At 70.3% G+C, this 19,852-nt stretch carries 24 protein-coding genes; 19 read left to right on the top strand and 5 right to left on the bottom strand.

All coding sequences use genetic code 11. The features are described 5' to 3' along the window. Window positions 1–59: 59 nt before the first annotated feature. The 4 genes from IE248_RS33350 (at window position 60) to IE248_RS33335 (ending at window position 2,352) form a co-directional block, all read left to right on the top strand. Window positions 60–1,073 (top strand): sugar-binding transcriptional regulator, encoded by a 1,014-nt coding sequence (locus IE248_RS33350; protein ID WP_037792315.1) that lies wholly within the window; start codon window positions 60–62, stop codon window positions 1,071–1,073. 106 nt (window positions 1,074–1,179) lie between these two features. Next, window positions 1,180–1,401 carry a CarD family transcriptional regulator gene (locus tag IE248_RS33345; protein ID WP_031145007.1) on the top strand — a complete coding sequence of 74 codons (222 nt, stop codon included), beginning with the start codon at window positions 1,180–1,182 and terminating at the stop codon, window positions 1,399–1,401. 67 nt (window positions 1,402–1,468) lie between these two features. Next, a complete protein-coding gene (locus IE248_RS33340) occupies window positions 1,469–1,915 on the top strand; it encodes a guanyl-specific ribonuclease (RefSeq protein ID WP_190032638.1) in 447 nt (148 codons plus the stop codon). Continuing rightward, on the top strand, window positions 1,912–2,352 hold the full coding sequence (locus IE248_RS33335) for a barstar family protein (RefSeq protein WP_229895715.1): 441 nt from the start codon (window positions 1,912–1,914) through the stop codon (window positions 2,350–2,352). Before IE248_RS33340 ends, IE248_RS33335 begins: the two co-directional genes overlap by 4 nt. 74 nt (window positions 2,353–2,426) lie before the next feature. Here IE248_RS33335 and IE248_RS38490 read toward each other — a convergent pair whose 3' ends face one another. From IE248_RS38490 to IE248_RS33315, 5 genes are all read right to left on the bottom strand, one after another. Further along, on the bottom strand, window positions 2,427–2,903 hold the full coding sequence (locus IE248_RS38490; protein WP_008740384.1) for a group II truncated hemoglobin: 477 nt from the start codon (window positions 2,901–2,903) through the stop codon (window positions 2,427–2,429). Further along, window positions 2,900–3,229: a putative quinol monooxygenase gene (locus IE248_RS38485; RefSeq protein WP_073795898.1), complete on the bottom strand. Its 330-nt coding sequence runs from the start codon at window positions 3,227–3,229 to the stop codon at window positions 2,900–2,902. The genes IE248_RS38490 and IE248_RS38485 overlap by 4 nt, the downstream gene beginning before the upstream one ends. A gap of 78 nt (window positions 3,230–3,307) precedes the next feature. Further along, on the bottom strand, window positions 3,308–3,820 hold the full coding sequence (gene abmR, locus IE248_RS33325; protein ID WP_190032637.1) for an ATP-binding transcription factor AbmR: 513 nt from the start codon (window positions 3,818–3,820) through the stop codon (window positions 3,308–3,310). 60 nt (window positions 3,821–3,880) lie between these two features. Continuing rightward, the gene (locus tag IE248_RS33320; RefSeq protein WP_229895716.1) at window positions 3,881–5,515 is read right to left on the bottom strand and encodes an FAD-dependent oxidoreductase; all 1,635 of its coding nucleotides are present in this window, start codon (window positions 5,513–5,515) and stop codon (window positions 3,881–3,883) included. A 128-nt stretch (window positions 5,516–5,643) separates the two neighbouring features. Further along, window positions 5,644–5,916 carry a UBP-type zinc finger domain-containing protein gene (locus tag IE248_RS33315; RefSeq protein ID WP_008740380.1) on the bottom strand — a complete coding sequence of 91 codons (273 nt, stop codon included), beginning with the start codon at window positions 5,914–5,916 and terminating at the stop codon, window positions 5,644–5,646. A gap of 274 nt (window positions 5,917–6,190) precedes the next feature. Here IE248_RS33315 and IE248_RS33310 point away from each other — a divergent pair, with 274 nt between their 5' ends. Genes IE248_RS33310 through IE248_RS33240 form a run of 15 tightly spaced genes read left to right on the top strand, consistent with a single transcriptional unit; the run spans window position 6,191 to window position 19,843 of the window. Next, window positions 6,191–7,015 (top strand): type 1 glutamine amidotransferase domain-containing protein, encoded by an 825-nt coding sequence (locus tag IE248_RS33310; protein WP_073778900.1) that lies wholly within the window; start codon window positions 6,191–6,193, stop codon window positions 7,013–7,015. A gap of 8 nt (window positions 7,016–7,023) precedes the next feature. Next, window positions 7,024–8,667 carry a thiamine pyrophosphate-binding protein gene (locus tag IE248_RS33305; RefSeq protein ID WP_037792312.1) on the top strand — a complete coding sequence of 548 codons (1,644 nt, stop codon included), beginning with the start codon at window positions 7,024–7,026 and terminating at the stop codon, window positions 8,665–8,667. A 53-nt stretch (window positions 8,668–8,720) separates the two neighbouring features. After that, a complete protein-coding gene (locus IE248_RS33300) occupies window positions 8,721–9,152 on the top strand; it encodes a nuclear transport factor 2 family protein (protein WP_073778896.1) in 432 nt (143 codons plus the stop codon). Window positions 9,153–9,181: 29 nt separating this feature from the next. Then, the gene (locus tag IE248_RS33295) at window positions 9,182–9,637 is read left to right on the top strand and encodes a nuclear transport factor 2 family protein (RefSeq protein ID WP_037792311.1); all 456 of its coding nucleotides are present in this window, start codon (window positions 9,182–9,184) and stop codon (window positions 9,635–9,637) included. 13 nt (window positions 9,638–9,650) lie between these two features. Further along, window positions 9,651–10,031, top strand: coding sequence for a nuclear transport factor 2 family protein (locus tag IE248_RS33290; RefSeq protein ID WP_008740371.1), 381 nt, complete (start codon window positions 9,651–9,653; stop codon window positions 10,029–10,031). A 14-nt stretch (window positions 10,032–10,045) separates the two neighbouring features. Further along, window positions 10,046–11,650 carry a GMC family oxidoreductase gene (locus tag IE248_RS33285; RefSeq protein ID WP_073778892.1) on the top strand — a complete coding sequence of 535 codons (1,605 nt, stop codon included), beginning with the start codon at window positions 10,046–10,048 and terminating at the stop codon, window positions 11,648–11,650. Then, window positions 11,643–12,254 carry a DJ-1/PfpI family protein gene (locus IE248_RS33280; protein WP_008740361.1) on the top strand — a complete coding sequence of 204 codons (612 nt, stop codon included), beginning with the start codon at window positions 11,643–11,645 and terminating at the stop codon, window positions 12,252–12,254. Before IE248_RS33285 ends, IE248_RS33280 begins: the two co-directional genes overlap by 8 nt. Then, window positions 12,254–12,706, top strand: a complete 453-nt coding sequence (locus IE248_RS33275; RefSeq protein ID WP_073795891.1) for a VOC family protein — start codon at window positions 12,254–12,256, stop codon at window positions 12,704–12,706. The genes IE248_RS33280 and IE248_RS33275 overlap by 1 nt, the downstream gene beginning before the upstream one ends. Window position 12,707: 1 nt before the next feature. Next, window positions 12,708–14,528 carry an AGE family epimerase/isomerase gene (locus IE248_RS33270; protein WP_037792308.1) on the top strand — a complete coding sequence of 607 codons (1,821 nt, stop codon included), beginning with the start codon at window positions 12,708–12,710 and terminating at the stop codon, window positions 14,526–14,528. A 37-nt stretch (window positions 14,529–14,565) separates the two neighbouring features. Next, window positions 14,566–14,916, top strand: a complete 351-nt coding sequence (locus IE248_RS33265) for an STAS domain-containing protein (RefSeq protein ID WP_008740349.1) — start codon at window positions 14,566–14,568, stop codon at window positions 14,914–14,916. Beyond that, a complete protein-coding gene (gene glgX / locus IE248_RS33260) occupies window positions 14,913–17,060 on the top strand; it encodes a glycogen debranching protein GlgX (RefSeq protein ID WP_229895714.1) in 2,148 nt (715 codons plus the stop codon). The genes IE248_RS33265 and glgX overlap by 4 nt, the downstream gene beginning before the upstream one ends. Window positions 17,061–17,076: 16 nt before the next feature. Further along, window positions 17,077–17,388 (top strand): STAS domain-containing protein, encoded by a 312-nt coding sequence (locus tag IE248_RS33255; RefSeq protein WP_008740347.1) that lies wholly within the window; start codon window positions 17,077–17,079, stop codon window positions 17,386–17,388. Between the two features lie 14 nt (window positions 17,389–17,402). After that, window positions 17,403–17,858, top strand: a complete 456-nt coding sequence (locus IE248_RS33250; RefSeq protein WP_037792307.1) for an ATP-binding protein — start codon at window positions 17,403–17,405, stop codon at window positions 17,856–17,858. Further along, on the top strand, window positions 17,840–19,099 hold the full coding sequence (locus IE248_RS33245; RefSeq protein ID WP_053065747.1) for a PP2C family protein-serine/threonine phosphatase: 1,260 nt from the start codon (window positions 17,840–17,842) through the stop codon (window positions 19,097–19,099). Before IE248_RS33250 ends, IE248_RS33245 begins: the two co-directional genes overlap by 19 nt. After that, on the top strand, window positions 19,100–19,843 hold the full coding sequence (locus tag IE248_RS33240) for a MinD/ParA family ATP-binding protein (protein WP_008740342.1): 744 nt from the start codon (window positions 19,100–19,102) through the stop codon (window positions 19,841–19,843). Window positions 19,844–19,852: the final 9 nt, after the last annotated feature.

Here is a 19,852-nt window from a genome sequence, read left to right as displayed (position 1 = left end):
CGAGTCGAGAGTGTGAACACGAGAGTGTGAACAGCAGTGAGGAGAACGCGGTGTCTGCTATGTCGGCGGGACGGTCAGCCCTGCGGATGGGACCCGCGGAGCTGGTGCAGGCGGCGGCCATGGCGCGCCGCTTCTACCTGGAGGGCAAGTCCAAGATCCAGATCGCCGAGGAGTTCGGCGTGAGCCGCTTCAAGGTGGCCCGGGTCCTGGAGACCGCCCTCGAACGTGACCTCGTGCGCATCGAGATCCGGGTTCCGGCCGAGCTCGACGCGGAGCGCTCCGACGCGCTGCGGGCCCGGTACGGGCTGCGGCACGCCGTCGTGGTGGAGTCCCCGGCCGATGCGACCGAGGACGCCCCGGATCCGGAGAACCTGGGCGCGGTCGCGGCCGACCTGCTGGGCGAGCTCGTGAACGAGGGCGACGTACTGGGCCTCGCGTGGGGGCGGTCGACCATCCACATGGCCGCCTCCCTGCACCGTCTGCCGCCCTGCACGGTGGTGCAGCTGACCGGCGTGTACGACGCCGGGACCGCCGAGCGCGGCTCCGTCGAGGCCGTGCGGCGGGCCGCGCAGGTCTCCGGCGGGGACGCGCACCCGATCTACGCGCCGATGCTGCTGCCCGATCCCGCGACCGCCTCCGCGCTGCGGTCCCAGACGGGGATCGCCCGGGCGTTCGAGTACTTCGACAAGGTGACCGTCGCGGCCGTCTCGATCGGCTCGTGGGAGCCGGGGATCTCGACCGTCCACGACATGCTGAGCGACGAGGAGCGGGCGCACTACGCCTCGCTGGGCGTCGCGGCCGAGATGTCGGCGCACCTGTTCGACGCCGAGGGGCGCCGGGTCGGCCGGGACCTCGGCGAGCGGTGCATCACCGTGGAGGCGGACCGGCTGCGGCGGATCCCGGAGGTCGTGGCGATCGCGGGCGGGCTGCGGAAGGCATCGGCCATCGGGGCGGTGCTGCGGTCGGGGCTGGTGACCAGCCTGGTCACGGACACGGCGGTCGCGGACTACCTGCTCACCGAATCGGCCCCGGGGCTGCGGCCGGCGCTGGACCGGGCCGACCCGGACGACTGATCCGGCGTCGGATCCGGCCTCCGCAAGGTGTGTGGTGCGGATGGTGCTGGAATTGAGATCCGAACGGCGGACCGCGAGGCGGCCTGCGGGGCGCATACTGGTCTCAATGACAAAGTCAGCAGTACCTCGCCGCCATTTGCCGTCCAGCCCGTTCAAGGCCCCCGTCGAACCGCCGCTCCGGCAGTTCAGCGTCGGCGACCGGGTTACTCACGATGAGCACGGTCTCGGCCGTGTCGTCGGTATCGAGGAGGGGATCGCTGTCCTCGTCGACTTCGGATCGGTCCAGAAAAGGATCCTGAGTCCCTACACCAAGATGGCCGCGCTCTGAACTGAGGAGCGCAGGGCCGGTTCGCGCGCGATTCGCGGGCGAATCGGATATTTGGCACGATCGGTGCATGATCTTTCGGAACGTGCCCCGATCGCTGCTGCGCGTGCTGGGGGCGTTGTTCCTCTGTGCCGCGCTGATCGGTGCGGTGGGGTGCGGCGCCGGTGCCGGTGAGACCGCGCCGCCGTCACCGCCGTCCGGTGGGGTGGGCACGCCCGCCGTGCCCGGGTGGGCCAGGGGGATGGCGACCGTACGGGCCTCCGCGCTGCCGCAGCAGGCGCGTGACGTGCTCGCGCTGATCGACCGGGGCGGGCCGTACCCGTACCGGCAGGACGGGACCGTCTTCGGGAACTTCGAGAAGGCGCTGCCGAAGCAGGGCCGCGGTTATTACCACGAGTTCACCGTGAGGACGCCGGGAGAACGGGACCGCGGGGCCCGGCGGATCGTGACGGGCGCGGGTGGGGAGTTCTACTACACGGACGACCACTACAACACGTTCAAGGCGGTTCTCCGATGAGCCTGGATCCGCGACCGCTCGAAGCGATCGACGCCGCGCTGGCCGATGCCGAGGCGGCGGGGTGGGTGACGGTGCGGCTGGACCTGGCCGGGGTGCGGGGCAAGGCCGCTTTGATGCGGCGCTGCGGGGACGCGTTGCGGGTGCCGGGGTGGTTCGGCGGGAACTGGGACGCGTTGGCGGACGCCCTGATCGATCTGTCGTGGTTGCCGGCGGGCGCGGATGCGCCGGATGCGCCGGAGGTGCCGTATGCGCCGGGGCGGCTGGTGGCCGTGACCGGGTGGCGGGAGTTCGCCCGGGCCCGGGCGGGGGAGTGGGAGACGTTCACGGAGGTGCTGGAGTCCGCCGTGGAGTTCTGGCGGGACGGTGGGGGCGCGCCGTTGGTGGTGCTGCTCGGCGATGCCGGTCCCTCCGGGGGGACGGTGCGGGGCGGGGAGTGAGGTTCTCTCCCCGCCCCGCACCTTCTGCGTTCGAAGCGCCCGACGGGCTGGAAGGGCCGGCGGGCCGGGTCGGGTCAGGTCTTCGGGATCCAGGGTGGCGTTTGGCCCCAGGACCAGACGGGGATCTTGGCCGCGTCCACCGGGGGCGGGTTGGGGCCCGAGTAGATCAGGGCCATGCGGGTGCCCCACTCGATGTAGTAGGTGAACACCGCGCGGAACTCCGGGTCCGTCGGGAGTTCGACCTCGTCGGCCGTGTCCATGAGCAGGTCCACCCAGCGGCGGCGCTGCTTCTCGGTGATGCCGCGGCCGAGGTGCTTGGTGGCCATGTGCTGGTGGCCGCCGTGGTGGGCCGTGTAGTCGGACGGGCCTCCGAAGACCTCGGAGAGCCAGACCGCGACGTGCTGGGGGTGCTCGGCGTCCATGCCCGCGAAGACGGGGGCGAGGATCTCGTCCTGGAGGGCGTGGGCGTAGAAGGCGTCCGTGAGGCGCCGCATCGCCTCGTCGCCGCCCATCCATTCGTAGATCGTGGGCGTGTTGGGCGTGGTGCTCATGAGTCCGTGCTGGCCTTTCCCGTTCCGACCACCGCGGTCGGGAGGTAGTGCTGCATCTCCTCGATGGCCGTCACGTACGGGCGGATGGCGGTGAAGAACGCCGGGAAGTGCTCACCCTTGCGGAAGCCGTTCAGGTGCGCGTCGATCGAGGTCCAGCGGATCCGGAGGATGTAGCGCTCGGCCTCCTCCGAGCAGCGGGTCAGCTCGTAGTCGATGCACTCGGGCGAGGCGGCCAGGGCCTCCGCGGCCCTGGTGTACGCGTCCTCGAAGGCCTGCTGGTCGTCCAATGCGATCCGGTAGCGGATGTATTCGACGGTCGTGGTCATGGTGTGCGTGCCTCTCCCTGGGTTCAGGTGGTCCCGGCTACCCTCCCGGGATCATGGCGGTCCTCGCGACGGTTTTACCTATTCGTCCCCTGACTTCATGGAGTCGGTGGCGGATTCCTTGACGTCCGGGCCCTGGGCGCGGACCTGCTGGACCTTGTCGAGCGACTCCCGCAGGTCGCCGAGCCATTCGTCCGTGTTGCTCCCGACGAGGCGGACGCACCAGGCGAGGGCGTCGGCCCGGCTGCGCGCGACGCCGCCCGCGACCAGGGTGTCGAGGACCTGGCGTTCGGACTGGCGCAGCCGGGTCATGACGGGGACCGCGAGGTGCGTGAAGAGGTGGCGCTCGGTGCCCGCCTGGACGCCCCAGGCGACCTTGCGGCGGTAGAGCTCCTCCGCCTCGCGGGCCACCTCGATGCGCTGTTCGCGGGTGCGTTCGCGGAACTCCTTCACCGATTCGGTCGCCGGGATGGCCCCGACGACCGTGATCTCCTCGCGGTCGACCGTGACCGAGACGAGGGACTCGAAGACGTCCACCGGCAGGCGCTCGGCGAACCACGTGCGGAGCTGTTCGCTCTGTTCGGCTGTAATCATGTAATCAACGTTGCATCCGCTCGCGCCGTGATCGCAAGCGGCCGGGCCGCCTGTTCGCTCTCAGCCCATTGAGCGGTAGCGGTGGATCAGCGAGACCGCCATGGCGCCCTCGCCCACGCCGGAAGCCACCCGTTTGACCGAGTGGGCCCGTACGTCACCGGCCGCGAAGACTCCGGGGACGCTCGTCTCCAGCGGGTAGGGGGCCCGTTCGAGGCTCCACTCGGCCGGGAGCTCGCCGCCGTTGGAGATCAGGTCGGAGCCGGTCAGGACGAAGCCGTACTCGTCGCGCTCCACGACGCCCGACAGCCAGTCCGTGTGCGGACGGGCGCCGATGAAGGTGAACATGAAGCGGGCCGGGACCTCGGTGTCCTCGCCCGTGTCGGCGTTGTGGAGGGTGAGCTTCTCCAGGTGTTCGTCACCGTCCAGCCGCACCACCGTCGTACGGACCCTGACCTCGATGTTGGGGGTGCGGTCGATCTCGTCGATCAGGTAGCGGGACATGCTCGCGTCCAGCGACTGCGCGCGGACCAGGATCGTCACGCGGGCCGCGTACTTGGCGAAGTGCACCGCCGCCTGACCGGCCGAGTTGGCGCCGCCGACGATGAACACGTGCTGCGAGATGCAGGCCGAGCTCTCGGTGGTGGCCGCCCCGTAGTAGAGCCCCGCCCCCTCGAAGCGGTCCGCGCCCGGGGCCTCCAGCCGGTTGTACGAGACGCCCGTGGCCAGCAGGACCGTCTCCGCGCTGATCTCCGTGCCGTCCGCCAGCGTCAGGATCTTGGCGGGGTCGTCCCGGGTCAGTGAGGTCACCTCCACCGGGTGCAGGATCTCGGCGCCGAACCGGGACGCCTGGATCGTGGCCCGGCGGGTGAGGTCCCCGCCCGAGAGGCCCGACGGGAACCCGAGGTAGTTCTCGATCAGGCTGGACGTGCCGGCCTGGCCGCCCGGGGCGCGGGAGTCCAGCATGAGGGTGGAGAGGCCCTCGGACGCCGAGTAGACGCCGGCCGCGAGGCCCGCGGGTCCCGCTCCGACGATGACGCACTCGTAGTGCGGGCGGGAGGCGGTCGTGGCCAGGCCCAGCCGCTGGGCGAGCTGGGTGTCGGTCGGGGCGGAGAGCACCGCGCCGTCCGGGAAGCGGACGAGCGGGAGCGCCGCGTCGGGCTGGGCGGCGATCAGGGTCAGCGCCTCGGGGTCCCGCTCGACGTTGAGGAAGCGGAACGGCTGGCCGTTGCGGGTGAAGAAGTCCCGGACGGCGTGGGTGCCGGGGGAGACCAGGTGGCCGGCGACGATGATCCCGTCGTACGCGGGGCGGTAGGTGGCCAGCCAGTCCGACAGCAGGTCGTCCAGGACGGGGAAGAGCCGCTCGTGCGGCGGGTCCCACGGCTTGAGCAGGTAGTAGTCCAGGCGGACCCGGTTGATGGCCGTGATCGCCGCGTCCGTCTCCGCGTAGGCGGTCAGGAGCACCCGGCGGGCGTCCGGGAAGCGGCTGACGGCTTCGAGCAGGAACTCGACGCCGGTGACGTCGGGCATCCGCTGGTCGACGAGGAACAGGGCGGGGTCGTGGCCGCGTTCGTCGAGCGAGTCCAGGATCTTCAGGGCGTCGGCGGCCGAGGAGGCGCCGAGCACCCGGTAGCGGTCGCCGTAGGCGCTGCGCAGGTCGCGGCGGACGGCGCGCAGCACCTGCGGGTCGTCGTCCACGGCGAGTATGACGGGCTTGCGGCTCTCGGCCCGCTCGGCGGCCGCCGTGGCGGCGGCCGGGCCGGCGGTCTTGGCGGCGGCGGTCTTGGTCGCGGTCTTGGTGGCCGGAGCGTTCTCCGGGGCCGCGCTCACGCCGGGTCCAGCATCAGCTTGTCGGCGTAGCACCAGGCCCAGTCCTCACCGGGCTCGTGCGAGGCCGCGATGGGGTGGTCGGTGCTGCCGTAGTGCCGGGTGGCGTGACGGTTCTTCGACGAGTCGCAGCATCCGACGTGCCCGCAGCTGAGGCACATCCGCAGGTGCACCCAGCTGTCCCCGAGGGCCAGGCATTCCTCGCAGCCCTCGGTTCCGGGCTTCACCGGACGTATCTGATCGATGTGTGTGCACAACAGGTCCATCGTCATCGTCCCCGTCCCTCTCCTCATGCACTCTTGCCCCTCGCGTCAGTGATTCACGACGCGTCCAGACCATAGGGCGGGACGCGCGGGATGGTTCACCGATTCGGCCGAAGTCAGGAAGTCCTGAGCCGACTTCCTCAGGTCCGCGGACTACTACCTGAGGTGTCAGGGTGACCTGGGTTCCTACCTCACGAAGTCGCGTACGGGCGCTTTGACGCAGGCCTTGGCCTCACGCAGTGTGGGGAACGCCAACGACAACAGGCGGCGCCTGGAGGAATCTGTGAGCAGAAAGATTCTGGTCATTGTCTCCGAACACGGTTACTGGGCCGAAGAACTGATAGGCCCGGTATCCAAGTTCGATGAGCGGGGCTATGAAGTCGTATTCGCCACACCGACCGGAAAGCGTGCGCACGCTCTTCCGCCGAGCCTCGACGCGAGCTACGTCGACCCCCCGCTGGGCCGCTCCGTCACCACCGAGGAGAACGCCCGGCTGGGCCGGGAGTTCGAGCAGTCGAGCCGGCTGGACTCGCCGCTCGACATCGAGGCGTGGGTCCCCGAGCGTCCGTACACGAGCGACGAGAGCTATCTGCCCAGGCTGGAGCAGTACCACCGCGATCTGGACAAGCTGGAGTCCGACATCGCCGGCTACGACGCGATCCTGATCGTCGGCGGCAGCGGGCCCATCGTCGACCTCGCGAACAACGAGCGCGTGCACGCCCTGATCCTGGCCTTCAAGAAGGCCGGCAAGGTCGTGGCGGCCGAGTGCTACGGCGTGGCCTGCCTGGCCTTCGCCCGTGACTGGGGCGACCGCAAGAGCATCATCTGGGGTAAGCACGTCACCGGGCACTGCAAGGAGTACGACTACAAGGACGGCACCGGATTCCTCGGCACCGACTTCAACATGGGCCCGCCGCCGTATCCGCTGGAGTACATCCTGCGCGATGCCACCGGGCCGCGCGGCGCATATCACGGGAATTTCGGTCACCCCCTTTCGGTGATCGTCGACTTCCCGTTCGTGACCGGCCGTTCCACCCCTGATTCATATCTGACGGGGCAGAAGATCGTGGAAGTCCTGGAGGACGGTCTCACCCGTTACGGGTGGTAGGGGGAATCATGGAAGCCACTCCCGGACGGGAAAGGCTGATCGAGCAGTTCAAGGCCGACGGCCTGAAGGTGATGTTCGGAAATCCGGGGACCGTGGAACAGGGATTCCTCGACGCGGTCGACGCGGCGCGGGACTTCTCGTACATCCTCGCCCTCCAGGAGACCGTGGCCGCCGGCATCGCCGACGGCTACGCCCGGGCCACCGGCGGCGCGGCCCTGCTCCAACTGCACTCCGGAGTGGGGCTGGGCAACGGCATCGGCATGCTCTACCAGTCGCTGCGCGGGCACACCCCGCTCGTCGTCGTCGCCGGCGACGCCGGGGTGCGCTACGACGCGATGGACGCGCAGATGGCGTCCGACCTGGTGGCGATGGCCAGGCCGGTGACCAAGTACGCGACCCGGGTCACCGACCGGAACTCCGTACTGCGCACCATCCGCCGGGCGGTGAAGATCGCCCTGACCCCGCCGCGCGGCCCGGTGTTCGTGGCCCTGCCGATGGACGTGCTGGACGAGCTCAACTCCGAGCCGGTCCTGCCCGCCGCGGTGCCGCTCACGGACGTGGCGCCCTCGCCGGCCTCGGTGGGACGGGCGGCCGAGCTCCTCGCGTCCGCCGAGCGGCCGATCGTCCTCGTCGGTGACGGGGTCTCGCTCTCCGGCGCGCAGCGCGAACTCGTCGCCGTCGCCGAGCTGCTGGGCGCGGACGTGTACGAGGTGGACTCCTCCGAGGTGAACATCGCGGCCTCGCACCCGCTGCGCCGGGGCCAGACGGGCCACATGTTCGGCCCGCACAGCAAGGAGCTCGTGGGCGCCGCCGACGGGGTGCTGATCGTCGGCACCTATGTCTTCCCGGAGGTGTTCCCCGAGCTGGAGAGCCCCTTCCGGGCGGACGCGAAGGTCGTCCACATCGACCTCAACGCGTACGAGATCGCCAAGAACCACCCGGTGGACCTGGGGCTCGCCGCCGACCCCAAGCAGGCGCTGCGCGCGCTGGCCGGCGTACTGGAGCGCCGGCTGACGGCGCCCCGGCGGGCGGCCGCGGCCGCCCGGCTGGACGCGCGGACCCGGGAGCGGGCACTGGCCCTGCGCTCCGGGGAGGACGAGCAGGACGGTACGCCGATGGCGGTCTTCCTGCGGACCCTGGCCGAGCGGACCGGGGGCGACCTGATCGTCTTCGACGAGGCGCTGACCACCTCGCCGCTGGTCACGAAGTACCTGCCGCCCGAGCGGCCCGGCGACTACCACCTGACCCGGGGCGGCTCGCTGGGCGTGGGCTTCCCGGGCGCGGTCGGCGCCCAGCTGGCGCATCCGGACCGGCTCGTCGTGGGGTTCGCGGGCGACGGCGGCTCGATGTACACCTACCAGGCGCTGTGGACCGCGGTCCGGCACGGGATCAACGCCAAGTTCGTGGTCTGCAACAACCGCAAGTACCGGCTGCTCGACGACAACATCGCCCAGTACTGGCGCGAGCGGGAGATCCCGGAGCACGGCTTCCCGGGCTCCTTCGACCTCTCCCACCCCGAGATCGACTTCGCCGGGCTGGCCCGGTCGCTGGGCGCCGACGGGGTCCGCGTGGAGAAGCCGGACGAGGCGGTCGCCGCCGTGGGCCGGATGCTGGCCCACCCCGGACCGTTCCTCGTGGACGTCCAGATCTGACGCACAGCCTCACCGCCCCGCACACCACATCCGTACGGACAGGAGGAGACCGCATGCCCGCCGAACGGCTGACCGAGGACGCGATCCGCAGCTTCGCCGAGAACTGGTACGTGGCCCTGGACCAGCACCTGCCGCTGGACCGGGTGCTCGCCCTCATCACCGAGGACCTGGAGTTCAAGGTCCCCGAGGACACCTTCCTCGGACACCAGGGCTTCGGCCGCTGGTACGCGGCCGTGACCAGCCGGTTCTTCGACGAGGTGCACACGGTCACGAAGGTGGAGCCCGTCATCGAGGGCGACCGGGCCATCGTCCGGGTGATCGTCAACTGGCAGGCCAAGATCTGGGACCCGCCGGCCGCCCGCAGCGAGTGGCTCGGCTTCGACGCCGACCAGACCTGGACGGTGGTGGCCGGCCCCGACGGGCCGCTGATCAAGCAGTACACCGTCAACGACCTGGCGCCGATGCCCGGTTCCGGCTCGCTCTGAGCGGCCGCGAAGGCGAAGGAGAAGCCACGATGACCGAAGTGACGCGCGAGCGCGTCCAGGCCGCCTACGCCGCCCTCGGCTCCGGCGACCGGGCCCGCATCCTGGAGTACTACTCCGAGGACCTGCGCTGGCTGGTGCCGGGCAGCCACCCGCTGGCCGGCTGGTACGAGAGCCTGGACGCCTTCCTGGAGCTGATGGGCCAGACCCACAAGCTCACGGGCGGCACCTTCCGGATGGACATCCAGGCGGTCCTGATCGGCGAGGACTGCAGCGCCGACGTGTGCCGCAACGTAGCCCTTCGGGACGGCGCGGACCGCGAGAGCCGGTCCCCGTACGAGCGGATGGACTACCCGGTATTCCACTTCATGCGGTGGCGGGACGGCCGGATCGTCGAGGGCCGTGACGGTCTCTTCGGGGACACGGCGACCGCCTTCAGCCAGTTCTGGGCGCCGTTCGCGCCCGACGGAACCCGCCGGGACCGATAGGGGGAGGAGCGCGATGAGCGCTGTGGACGCACGACAGATCCTTGAGAAGTACTACGAATACGCCAACGCCGGGGACTGGGACCGCTGGTGCGACCTGTTCGCCGACGACCAGGTCATGGACGAGCAGCTGGCCGGCCACATCGAGGGCCTGGAGGTGCTGCGCTCGATGATGAAGGGCATGGGGACCATGTACCGGGTCTTCCGGAACGAGCCCGCGCACTTCATCGTCGACGGCGAGAAGGCCGCGGCCGTCTCCCACCTCAGCGCCGTCAGCGCCTCCGGCGAGGCGATCGAGGCCGAGGTCATGAACTTCTTCCGGATCGTGGACGGAAAGATCGCGTACATGGCGAACTACCACGACACCGTTCCCTTCCAGGTGCTGAGCCAGGACTGAGGGGGGAAGCGATCGTGGCCGTCAACGGCACAGACGAGTACGACTACGTCATCGTGGGATCCGGCACCGCCGGCAGCGTCCTGGCGAACCGCCTCTCCGAGGACCCGGACGTCTCCGTCCTGGTCCTGGAGGCCGGCGGCTCCCGGATCCCGCCCGAGGTGGACGACCCGTCCTCCTGGTACAAGCTGCTCGGCGGGCCCGTCGACTGGGGCTACACCAGCGTCCCGCAGCCCGGCCTCGACGGGCGCCGTACGTACGAACCGCGCGGCAAGGCCCCCGGCGGCAGCAGCAACCTCTACATCATGATGCACATCCGGGGCCACGCCTCGGACTTCGACAACTGGGCCTACCAGGGCGCGGCCGGCTGGGCGTACGAGGACGTCCTGCCCTACTTCGCCCTGCTGGAGGGCCAGGAGGACGCGACCGCCGCCACCACCGGCACCCGCGGCCCGCAGCGCATCACGCACGCCGGACGGCACGGCCCGAACCCGGTCTCCCGCGCCTTCATCGACGCGGCCGTCGAGCTCGGCCACGAGGAGATCGAGGACTTCAACACCGACGGCCCGCGGCGCGGGCTCTTCGGCACCGGCTGGCACCACATCGACGTGGCCGACGGCCGCCGCCAGGGCACCCTCGCCGCCTACCTGGAGCCGGCCCTGGAGCGCTCCAACCTGACCCTGCGCACCAGCGCGCAGACCACCCGGCTGCTCTTCGACGGCGACACCTGCACGGGCGTCGAGTACGCCCAGCTGGCGCCGCCCGCCGGGTTCCCGGGCCGGACCGTCGGCGACACGGCCGGCGAGCCCGGGCAGCACACCGTACGGGCCCGCCGGGAGGTGATCGTGGCCGCCGGGGCGATCGAGTCCCCGAAGCTGCTGCTGCTCTCCGGCATCGGGCAGCCGGCGCAGCTGCGCGAGCACGGCATCGAGCTGACCGCGGCGCTGCCCGGGGTCGGCGAGAACTTCCACAACCACGTCCTGACCGGGCTGATGGCGGAGGTCACGCAGGAGCTGCCGCCACCGGCGCAGAACCTGTCCGAGAGCGCTCTATTCCTGTCCTCCCGGCCCGGCCTGCCCGCTCCCGACCTGCAGATCGCCTTCGTGCACGTGCCGTTCGACGTGATCGTCGGCCAGGACCACCCCAACACGGTGAGCATCCTGCCCGGTGTCGTACGTCCCGTCTCGCGCGGCTGGATCAGGCTGGCGAGCGCCGATCCGCTGGCCCACCCGCTGATCCACCCGAACTACCTGGGCGACCGGTGGGACCTGGAGCGGATGGTGCAGGGCGTCAAGACCGCCCGGGAGCTCTTCGCGACCTCGGCGTTCTCGCCCTGGTACAAGCAGGAGCTCCAGCCGGGCCCGGGCCACGTCACGGACGACGAGCTGCGGACCTTCGTGAAGCAGAAGTCGGAGAGCTACCACCACCAGTCCGGCTCCTGCCGCATGGGCATCGACGACCTCTCCGTCGTCGACCCCGAGCTGCGGGTGCACGGCGTACGGAACCTGCGCGTCGTCGACGCCAGCGTGATGCCCGCCGTCCCGTCGGGCAACTGCCACACCGCCATCGCGATGATCGCCGAGCGCGCGGCGGACTTCCTGAGGGGGACCTCCCGTGCCTGACGCCGTACTGCGCGAGGGCGCGCTGTCCGGGACCCGGATCGCGGTCCTGGTCGAGAGCGACTTCTACGAGCCGGAGATCTTCTACTACCAGCACCGGTTCGCCGAGGAGGGCGCCGAGGTCGACTTCCTGACCCGGCTGTGGGGCAACGACTCCATCACCTTCTCGGGGCACGAGTACCGGGCGCCGTTCACCGCCAGCCGGTCCCTGGAGGGGCTGAGCGACGAGGAGCTGCGCCGGTACGCGGCGATCATCGTGCCCTCGGGCATGGTGGCCGACCGGCTGCGCTACACGGAGGACGTGGACGTCCTCGCGCCGGCGACGGAGTTGCTGCGCCGGGCGTTCGAGGAGCCGACGGTCCTCAAGGGGATCATCTGCCACGGCATGTGGCTGGCCGCCTCGATCCCGGGGAAGGTGCGCGGCCGCAAGGTGGTGTGCCACAACAACCTCATCGGTGACGTCCGCAACATGGGAGCCCAGTACGTCGACGAGGACGTGGTGGTCGACGGTGACCTGGTCACCGGCCGCACCGGCGCGCACCACCACCTGTTCGCCCGCCGCATCATCGAGCTGATCGCGGCGGGCCGGGGCCGGGGGACCGGCTGATGCCCGGCGCCGGGGAGCAGGTGATGGTCTGGTCGCACGTGGGCCTGAACTGCACGGACCAGAAGACCACCGAGGACTTCTACACCCGGTACTTCGGCTTCACCCGGGCCCGGGTGGTCGATCTCGGGGAGTCGCGGATCGTGTTCCTGCGCAAGGGGGACGCGTACCTGGAGCTCTTCGCGGCCGACACCGCCCCCGCGGGCGCGGCGCACGAGGACGGGCCGCAGGCGCCCGGCCGGATGCGGCACCTGGCCTTTCAGACCGACAGCGTGGACGCGTTCCTGGCATCGCTCGGTGACGCGGCCGAAGTGACCCTGGGACCTCTGGACTTCGACGACTTCATCTGCGGGTGGCGGACCGTGTGGGTCCGCGATCCCGACGGGGTGATCGTCGAGGTCAGCCAGGGATTCGAGGACGACCGCACGCCTTCAGAGAACAAGGACGGTGCATGACATGGCGGACGCCGTGAGCTTCTCCTTCTCCGACACCATCGCGGGCTATGTCGTCCGCTTCGACTCCGGCACCCGGCTGCTGCGGCTGAGGACCTCGGACGGCCGCGAGTTCGACGTCTCGCTGGCCGGCGACCCGAGCGCCGAGCTGGTCCGCAACCTGGACGAGCCGTACATCGACGCCTCCGGGCACATCGACGAGATGCTCTCGCCGGGCCGGTTCCTCTTCGTCTACGGGATCCACTACCCGGAGCACGGCGGCCGTTTCGACGCCAAGCGCCTGGTGTTCCTGGGCCGCGGGGCGGAGGACTACCGCTTCGAGGAGGGCAGCTGGTGGGTCAAGCAGATCGAGTCGCTGGCCGACTTCTACATCCGGGCGCAGTTCGGCGACGGGCCGGTGGACTTCACCGAGTACCGCACCGAGGTCCGGCTCGGCGGTGACAAGACCGCCAGTCATGTCCAGGAGACCGACACGATCTCCCGCCTGGTCTACGGCATGGCCTCGGCCTACCTGCTGACCGGCAAGGACGAGTACCTGGAGGTCGCCGAGCGCGGCACCGAGTACCTGCGCAAGCACATGCGGGTCGTGGACAGCGAGGAGGACGTGGTCTTCTGGTACCACGGCATCAGCGTGGACGGGGACTCCGAACGCAAGCTGTTCACCTCGGAGTTCTCCGACGACTACGACGCGATCCCGATGTACGAGCAGATCTACGCGCTCGCCGGCCCCATCCAGACGTACCGCGTCACCGGTGACATCCGGATCAAGAACGACGCGGACGCCACGATCCGGCTGTTCGACAAGTTCTTCAAGGACCCGGAGCAGGGCGGCTACTACTCGCACATCGACCCGATCCTGTTCAGCGCGGACCACGAGTCCCTCGGCGAGAACGCCGAGCGCAAGAACTGGAACTCGGTCGGCGACCACGCCCCCGCGTACCTCATCAACCTGTACCTGGCGACCGGCGACCAGAGCTACGCCGACTTCCTGGAGTACACCTTCGACACCATCGCGGACAGGTTCCCGGACTACAAGAACAGCCCCTTCGTCCAGGAGCGCTTCTTCCGCGACTGGTCGCACGACACCGCGCACAGCTGGCAGCAGAACCGCGCGGTGGTCGGGCACAACCTGAAGATCGCCTGGAACCTGATGCGGATGAACTCGCTGAAGCCCAAGCCGGCGTACGAGGACCTCGCCAAGAAGATCGGCGAGATCATGCCGGCCGTCGGCAGCGACGTACAGCGCGGCGGCTGGTACGACGTCGTCGAGCGGATCAAGCAGGGCGACCAGGAGGCGTACCGTTTCGCCTGGCACGACCGCAAGGCCTGGTGGCAGCAGGAGCAGGCGATCCTCGCCTACCTCATCCTGAACGGCACCGTCGGCGGCGACGACTTCCTGCGCGAGGCCCGGCAGGCGCAGTCCTTCTACAACACCTTCTTCCTCGACCACGACGAGGGTGCCGTCTACTTCAACGTGCTCGCCAGCGGTACGCCGTACCTGCTCGGCACCGAGCGGCTCAAGGGCAGCCACTCGATGTCCATGTACCACTCGGCGGAGCTCTGCTACCTCTCCGCCGTCTACAACAACCTGCTCATCAACGGCCGGGAGATGGACTTCCACTTCCAGCCCGACCCGACCAACCTGCCCGACCGCGTGCTGCGCGTCTCGCCCGACCTGCTTCCCGCGGGCTCGGTCGAGGTCGCGTCCGTCGAGATCGACGAGAAGCCGTGGACCGACTTCGACGCGAAGGGCCTCACGGTCCGGCTGCCCGACGTCCAGGGACGGGTCAAGGTCAAGGTCCGGCTGCGGCCGGTGACCAAGTAAGGCCCAACGGGGGGCGCCCCGAGAAGAGGGGAACATCATGACTCTCAACCTGAAGCAGCGCCGGAACAAGGCGAGCACCGTGCTCGTCGCCACCGGCGAGATCAACAGCGAGACCTCCGGATCGATGCTGCAGGCACTGCTGCCGCTCGTGCGCGAGGGCCGGCCGCTGCGCATCGACCTCACGGCCGTCACCTACGTCTCCAGCGCGGGGCTGCGCACCCTGCTCGTCGTCTACCGCGAGGCCCAGCACGCCGGGGTCTCCGTCACCCTCTACGGGGTGAGCGAGGAAGTCCGGTTCGTCATGTCGGCCACCGGGTTCCTCGACTTCTTCGAGGCGGGCGAGGCGGCGGCGGCCGAGGCCAAGGTCCAGGCGGGGACCGTGCGATGACCGAGGCCCAGTCCGAGCTGGTGCTGCGCGTCGACGCGTACCCGACCCACGAGGTGGGCGGGTACCGCGTCCGCGCCGGCAAGCCCTTCCCCTTCGGGGCCAACGTGGTCCCCGGCGGGGTCAGTTTCTCCGTCTTCTCCGACCAGGCCACCTCCATGTCCCTGGTCATCTACAAGCGCGGAGAGCCCGAGCCGATGGCCGAGCTGGAATTCCCCGAGGAATTCCGCACCGGCAGCGTCTTCGCCATGACGGTCTTCGGCCTCGACCACGAGAACATCGAGTACGGCTACCGGGCCGACGGCCCCTTCGACCCGGCCTCCGGCCACCGCTTCGACGCCCGGCAGGTCCTGTCCGACCCGTACGCGCGGCTCATCGCGGGCCGCGACGTGTGGGGCGTGGAACCGGACCGCAGCCGCGGCTACCAGTACCGCTCCCGGGTCTGCCTCCAGGACTTCGACTGGGGCGACGACACCCCGCTGGGCATCCGTGCCGAGGACCTCGTGGTCTACGAGACCCACGTGCGCGGCTTCACCCGGCACCCCTCCTCGGGCGTCACCGCGCCCGGCACCTTCGCGGGGCTGCGGGAGAAGATCCCGTACCTGAAGGAACTCGGTGTGAACTGCGTCGAGCTCCTGCCGGTGTTCGAGTTCGACGAGTGCGACAACCCGCGCAGCAACCCGGAGACCGGCGAGAAGCTCTACGACTACTGGGGCTACAACACCGTCTCCTTCTTCGCGCCCAAGGCCGGCTACGCGGCCACCGGACGCTACGGCATGCAGGGCGACGAGTTCCGCACCCTGATCAAGGACCTGCACGCGGCGGGCATCGAGGTCATCCTCGACGTCGTCTTCAACCACACCGCCGAGGGCAACGAGCAGGGCCCGACGATCTCCTTCAAGGGGCTCGACAACGCCACGTACTACATGCTCACGCCCGAGGGGTACTACTTCAACTTCAGCGGCACGGGCAACACGGTCAACTGCAACCACCCCGTCGTGCGCAACTACGTGCTCGACTGCCTGCGCCACTGGGTCGCCGACTACCACATCGACGGCTTCCGCTTCGACCTCGCCGCCATCCTCGGCCGGTCCGCGGACGGCACCCCGCTGCCCAACCCGCCACTGCTGGAACTGCTCGCCTACGACCCGGTGCTGCGGCACACCAAGCTCATCGCCGAGGCGTGGGACGCGGGCGGCCTCTACGAGGTCGGCAACTTCCCGGCGTACGGCCGCTGGGCGGAGTGGAACGGCAAGTACCGCGACACCGTGCGCAGCTTCCTCAAGGGCGACCCCGGGATCACCGGGGAGCTCGCCACCCGCATCGCCGGCTCGCCGGACCTGTACTCCAGCCGCGGCACCTCGGCGTCGGTCAACTTCCTGACCGCGCACGACGGATTCACCCTGGCCGACCTGGTCTCGTACAACGACAAGCACAACGAGGCCAACGGCGAGGGCAACAACGACGGCGGGAACGACAACGCCAGCTGGAACTGCGGGGCGGAGGGGCCGACCGACGACCCCGGGATCAACGCGCTGCGGCTGCGGCAGATGAAGAACGCCCTCGCCATCCTCTTCACCAGCCAGGGCATTCCGATGCTGCTGGCCGGGGACGAGGTCGCGCGGACCCAGCAGGGCAACAACAACACGTACTGCCAGGACAACGAGCTGTCCTGGTTCGACTGGGACCAGGTCGACGACAACGCCGAACTGCTCCGCTTCACCCGGCAGATGATCGCCTTCCGTAAGCGCCACCGCGAGCTGCGCTCCACCTCGCACCCCACCGGAGCGCTCCGGGACAGCCTCGGGCTGCCCGACATCAGCTGGCACGGGGAGCGGGCCTGGCAGCCCGACTGGTCGCCGGAGAGCCGGCTGCTGGCGGTGGCCCGCTGCGGCACCGGGGACGACGACGTGGTGTACGTGGCCATGAACTCGCACTGGGAGTCGCACGACCTGGAACTGCCCGCCCTCCCGGGCGGACGGAGCTGGCACCTGTTCGCCGACACCGGGGCCGAAGCGCCGTACGACATCCGCACCCCCGGGGCGGAGCAGGAGCTGGACAACGCCGGCAAGTACCTCATCGGCCCCCGCTCCGTCGTGATCCTGGTGGGCCGCACGAACGATCCCGAGACGACCGGGACGCCCTGACCGAAGGAGACCTGACATGCCGCTTTCCGTGTCCCTGAGCATCGAGGGCGACACCACCGTGATCGAGCTGACGGGCGAGCTGGACGCCAAGACCGCGCCGGACTTCCATCAGACGATCGAGAAGGCCGCCGGGCACGGCACGAGCACCGTGGAGATCCGGATGGCCGGCGTCGGCTACATGGCCAGCGCCGGACTGCGCTCCCTGGTCTTCGCCCAGCAGAAGGTGGCGGACCACGTGACCATCAAGGTGGTCGGCGCCATCGAGCCCGTGTCCCGGACCATCCGGACGGCCGGGCTGGACCGCAGCATCCTGCTCTCCGACGACTGACACCGGTGAGTGAGATGGTCGAACTGGCGAGGACGCCCGCCGCGCTGGAGGTGCCCGCCACGGTGGGGGCACTGGGCGACATCGCCGCGTTCGTCCTGCGGCTGGCCGAGGGGGCGGCCCTCGACAAGGGCGCCGCGTACCGGATCCGGCTGGCCGTGGACGAGCTGGCCACGAACATCGTGATGCACGGGTACCGGGGCGGCGACGGACGGATCACCGTCCGGGGCCGCTCCGGTCCCGGCGGGGTGCGGATCACGATCGAGGACACCGCACCCGCCTTCGACCCCGTCGAGGGCTGCCTGCCCCCCGTCCCCGGGCTCCCCCCGGAGCGGCGCAGGGTCGGCGGTCTCGGCATCCACCTGGCGCTGACCAGCGTGGACGAATTCAGCTACACCCGCAGGGACGGCCGCAACATCAGCACGCTGACTGTGAAGGCTGAGGGGACGGACCCATGCCCTCCACGACCGTGATCATCCTCGACGAGTACCCGCCCCCTCCGCCGCAGCTGTACGACGCGCTGCGGACGATGGACGCGGAACTCGTCACCCGCACCCTGCCCGACCTGATGTACGGCGATACGGAGGAGCTGCCCGTCGCCGACGTGCTGCTCGTCCCCGCCGAGTCCGACGGCGAGTCGGTCCGCACGGCCGTGCGCCGGCTGCGCCGCCGGGCCGGGGCACCCATCGTGGTCGTCTGGACCGTGGCCGGGTTCGCCGCCCTGGAGGAGCACGTCCGCCTCGGCCACGACTACCTCGTACCGCCCTTCCTGCCCGCCCTGGTCGGGGCCCGGCTGCACAGCTGCTCGGAGCGCGCCGGACTCGGCCGCACCCTGCGGGAGGCCGACGCCCGGGCCGAGCTCATGGGGTACGAGAAGGAACTGGAGATCGGCCGGGAGATCCAGGCCGGTTTCCTGCCCGAATCGCTGCCGGTCCCGGAGGGGTGGGAGATCGACGTACGCTTCCGGCCGGCCCGGCAGGTCGCCGGGGACTTCTACGACGTCTTCGAGATCTCCCGCGGCCGGCGGCTCGCGGTCGTCGTCGCCGACGTCTGCGACAAGGGGGTCGGAGCGGCGCTGTTCATGGCGCTCATCCGCTCCCTGCTGCGGCACACCGCCGAGAACAGCGGCCTCCAGCACCTGATGGCGGCCGGCCGGGCCGGCGGCGGCCGGCGCACTCCGGTCGTCGGCGCCACCCCGCTGCTCAACGCGGTCACCGCGACCAACGGCTACCTCACCCGCAACCACCTGCGGCAGGGCTACTTCGCCACCCTGTTCTTCGGGGTGCTCGACCCGGTCACCGGCAGCCTCGTCTACATCAACGGCGGCCACAACCCGCCGCTGCTGTTGCGCGCCGACGGCAGCGACCCGGTCCCGCTGGACGTCACCGGCCCGGCCGTGGGGGTCCTGCCCGACTGCGTCTACACCCTCGGCTACGCCCAGCTCGATCCCGGGGACACCCTCTTCGTGTTCACGGACGGGGTCCCCGAGGCCCGCTGCCCGGGCGGCAGCTTCCTCGGCGACGAACGGATGCTGGACCTGCTCGCCGGCCCCCCGGTGAGCGGAAAGGACGTGGTCGACCGGATCGACCTGGCGGTGCGCGAGCACACCGGCACCGCCGAACAGCACGACGACGTCACCATGCTGGCCCTGCACCGGCCACGCGCGGCGCGGGGGCCGCGCGCGGACGGCGCGGGCCACCGGGTGGTGGCGTAGATGACCCGGACCATCGTGGTGCACTCGCACCGCGGCGGCACCGGGAAGTCCTCGGTGCTGGCGAACCTCGCGCTGCTGATCGCGGCCGGGGGGCGCCGGGTGGGGGTGGTCGACACCGACATCCACTCACCCACCCTGGACCTGCTGTTCCGGCTGGAGCCGGGCTTCTCGCTGGCCGACTACCTGCTCGGCCGCTGCGAGATCGAGGCGGCGGCCCAGCAGGCCGGCGCGCCCGGGCTGTACGTCGTACCGGCCCGGACCGGGACGGCCGCCCTGCGCGAGCTCATGTCCACCGGGTACGACGTGGGGCTGCTGCCGGAGGGGTTCGACCGGCTGTCGCGGCACCTCGCGCTCGACGTGCTGCTGCTGGACACGCACGCCGGGCTCAACAACGAGTCGGTGACGGCCATGGCCAGCGCCGACGTCCTGATGATCCTGGCGCGGGCGGACCGCATCGACCTCTGCGGGGTCGAGGAGACGCTCGCCCTGGCCGGGCGGCTGCCCTGCCGGCGCGCCCTGGTCATGAGCATGGCCCCGGCAGGGGTCGACCGGGACGAGGTCGGCCGGCGCGCCGAGGCGGCCTACGACGCACCCCTGGCCGGAATCCTCCCCTACGCGCCGGAAATGGCCGCTCTGTACGGCGAGCGCATATTCGCCGAAGCCCATCCCGACCACCCCCTGGTCGGTGAATTCCGCACCATCATCTCCGCGTTGGATGCACGTGACGAAGTATCACGCGCCTGACGCTCCCCC

The sequence above is a fragment of the Streptomyces goshikiensis genome (assembly GCF_014650555.1).
GTDB lineage: Bacteria > Actinomycetota > Actinomycetes > Streptomycetales > Streptomycetaceae > Streptomyces > Streptomyces goshikiensis.
This window is presented reverse-complemented; position numbering and strand designations above follow the sequence as displayed.

What these genes read in the sequence shown, in the direction of transcription:
- IE248_RS33345 (WP_031145007.1), top strand. Translation starts at nt 1,180, where the DNA reads ATGACAAAGTCAGCAGTACCTCGCCGCCATTTGCCGTCCAGCCCGTTC.
- IE248_RS33290 (WP_008740371.1), top strand. Translation starts at nt 9,651, where the DNA reads ATGAGCGCTGTGGACGCACGACAGATCCTTGAGAAGTACTACGAATAC.
- IE248_RS33315 (WP_008740380.1), bottom strand. Translation starts at nt 5,916, where the DNA reads ATGACGATGGACCTGTTGTGCACACACATCGATCAGATACGTCCGGTG.
- IE248_RS33270 (WP_037792308.1), top strand. Translation starts at nt 12,708, where the DNA reads ATGGCGGACGCCGTGAGCTTCTCCTTCTCCGACACCATCGCGGGCTAT.
- IE248_RS33255 (WP_008740347.1), top strand. Translation starts at nt 17,077, where the DNA reads ATGCCGCTTTCCGTGTCCCTGAGCATCGAGGGCGACACCACCGTGATC.
- IE248_RS33295 (WP_037792311.1), top strand. Translation starts at nt 9,182, where the DNA reads ATGACCGAAGTGACGCGCGAGCGCGTCCAGGCCGCCTACGCCGCCCTC.
- IE248_RS33350 (WP_037792315.1), top strand. Translation starts at nt 60, where the DNA reads ATGTCGGCGGGACGGTCAGCCCTGCGGATGGGACCCGCGGAGCTGGTG.
- glgX (WP_229895714.1), top strand. Translation starts at nt 14,913, where the DNA reads ATGACCGAGGCCCAGTCCGAGCTGGTGCTGCGCGTCGACGCGTACCCG.
- IE248_RS33275 (WP_073795891.1), top strand. Translation starts at nt 12,254, where the DNA reads ATGCCCGGCGCCGGGGAGCAGGTGATGGTCTGGTCGCACGTGGGCCTG.
- IE248_RS33340 (WP_190032638.1), top strand. Translation starts at nt 1,469, where the DNA reads ATGATCTTTCGGAACGTGCCCCGATCGCTGCTGCGCGTGCTGGGGGCG.
- IE248_RS33240 (WP_008740342.1), top strand. Translation starts at nt 19,100, where the DNA reads ATGACCCGGACCATCGTGGTGCACTCGCACCGCGGCGGCACCGGGAAG.
- abmR (WP_190032637.1), bottom strand. Translation starts at nt 3,820, where the DNA reads ATGATTACAGCCGAACAGAGCGAACAGCTCCGCACGTGGTTCGCCGAG.
- IE248_RS33265 (WP_008740349.1), top strand. Translation starts at nt 14,566, where the DNA reads ATGACTCTCAACCTGAAGCAGCGCCGGAACAAGGCGAGCACCGTGCTC.
- IE248_RS38485 (WP_073795898.1), bottom strand. Translation starts at nt 3,229, where the DNA reads ATGACCACGACCGTCGAATACATCCGCTACCGGATCGCATTGGACGAC.
- IE248_RS33250 (WP_037792307.1), top strand. Translation starts at nt 17,403, where the DNA reads ATGGTCGAACTGGCGAGGACGCCCGCCGCGCTGGAGGTGCCCGCCACG.
- IE248_RS33335 (WP_229895715.1), top strand. Translation starts at nt 1,912, where the DNA reads ATGAGCCTGGATCCGCGACCGCTCGAAGCGATCGACGCCGCGCTGGCC.
- IE248_RS33305 (WP_037792312.1), top strand. Translation starts at nt 7,024, where the DNA reads ATGGAAGCCACTCCCGGACGGGAAAGGCTGATCGAGCAGTTCAAGGCC.
- IE248_RS38490 (WP_008740384.1), bottom strand. Translation starts at nt 2,903, where the DNA reads ATGAGCACCACGCCCAACACGCCCACGATCTACGAATGGATGGGCGGC.
- IE248_RS33245 (WP_053065747.1), top strand. Translation starts at nt 17,840, where the DNA reads ATGCCCTCCACGACCGTGATCATCCTCGACGAGTACCCGCCCCCTCCG.
- IE248_RS33300 (WP_073778896.1), top strand. Translation starts at nt 8,721, where the DNA reads ATGCCCGCCGAACGGCTGACCGAGGACGCGATCCGCAGCTTCGCCGAG.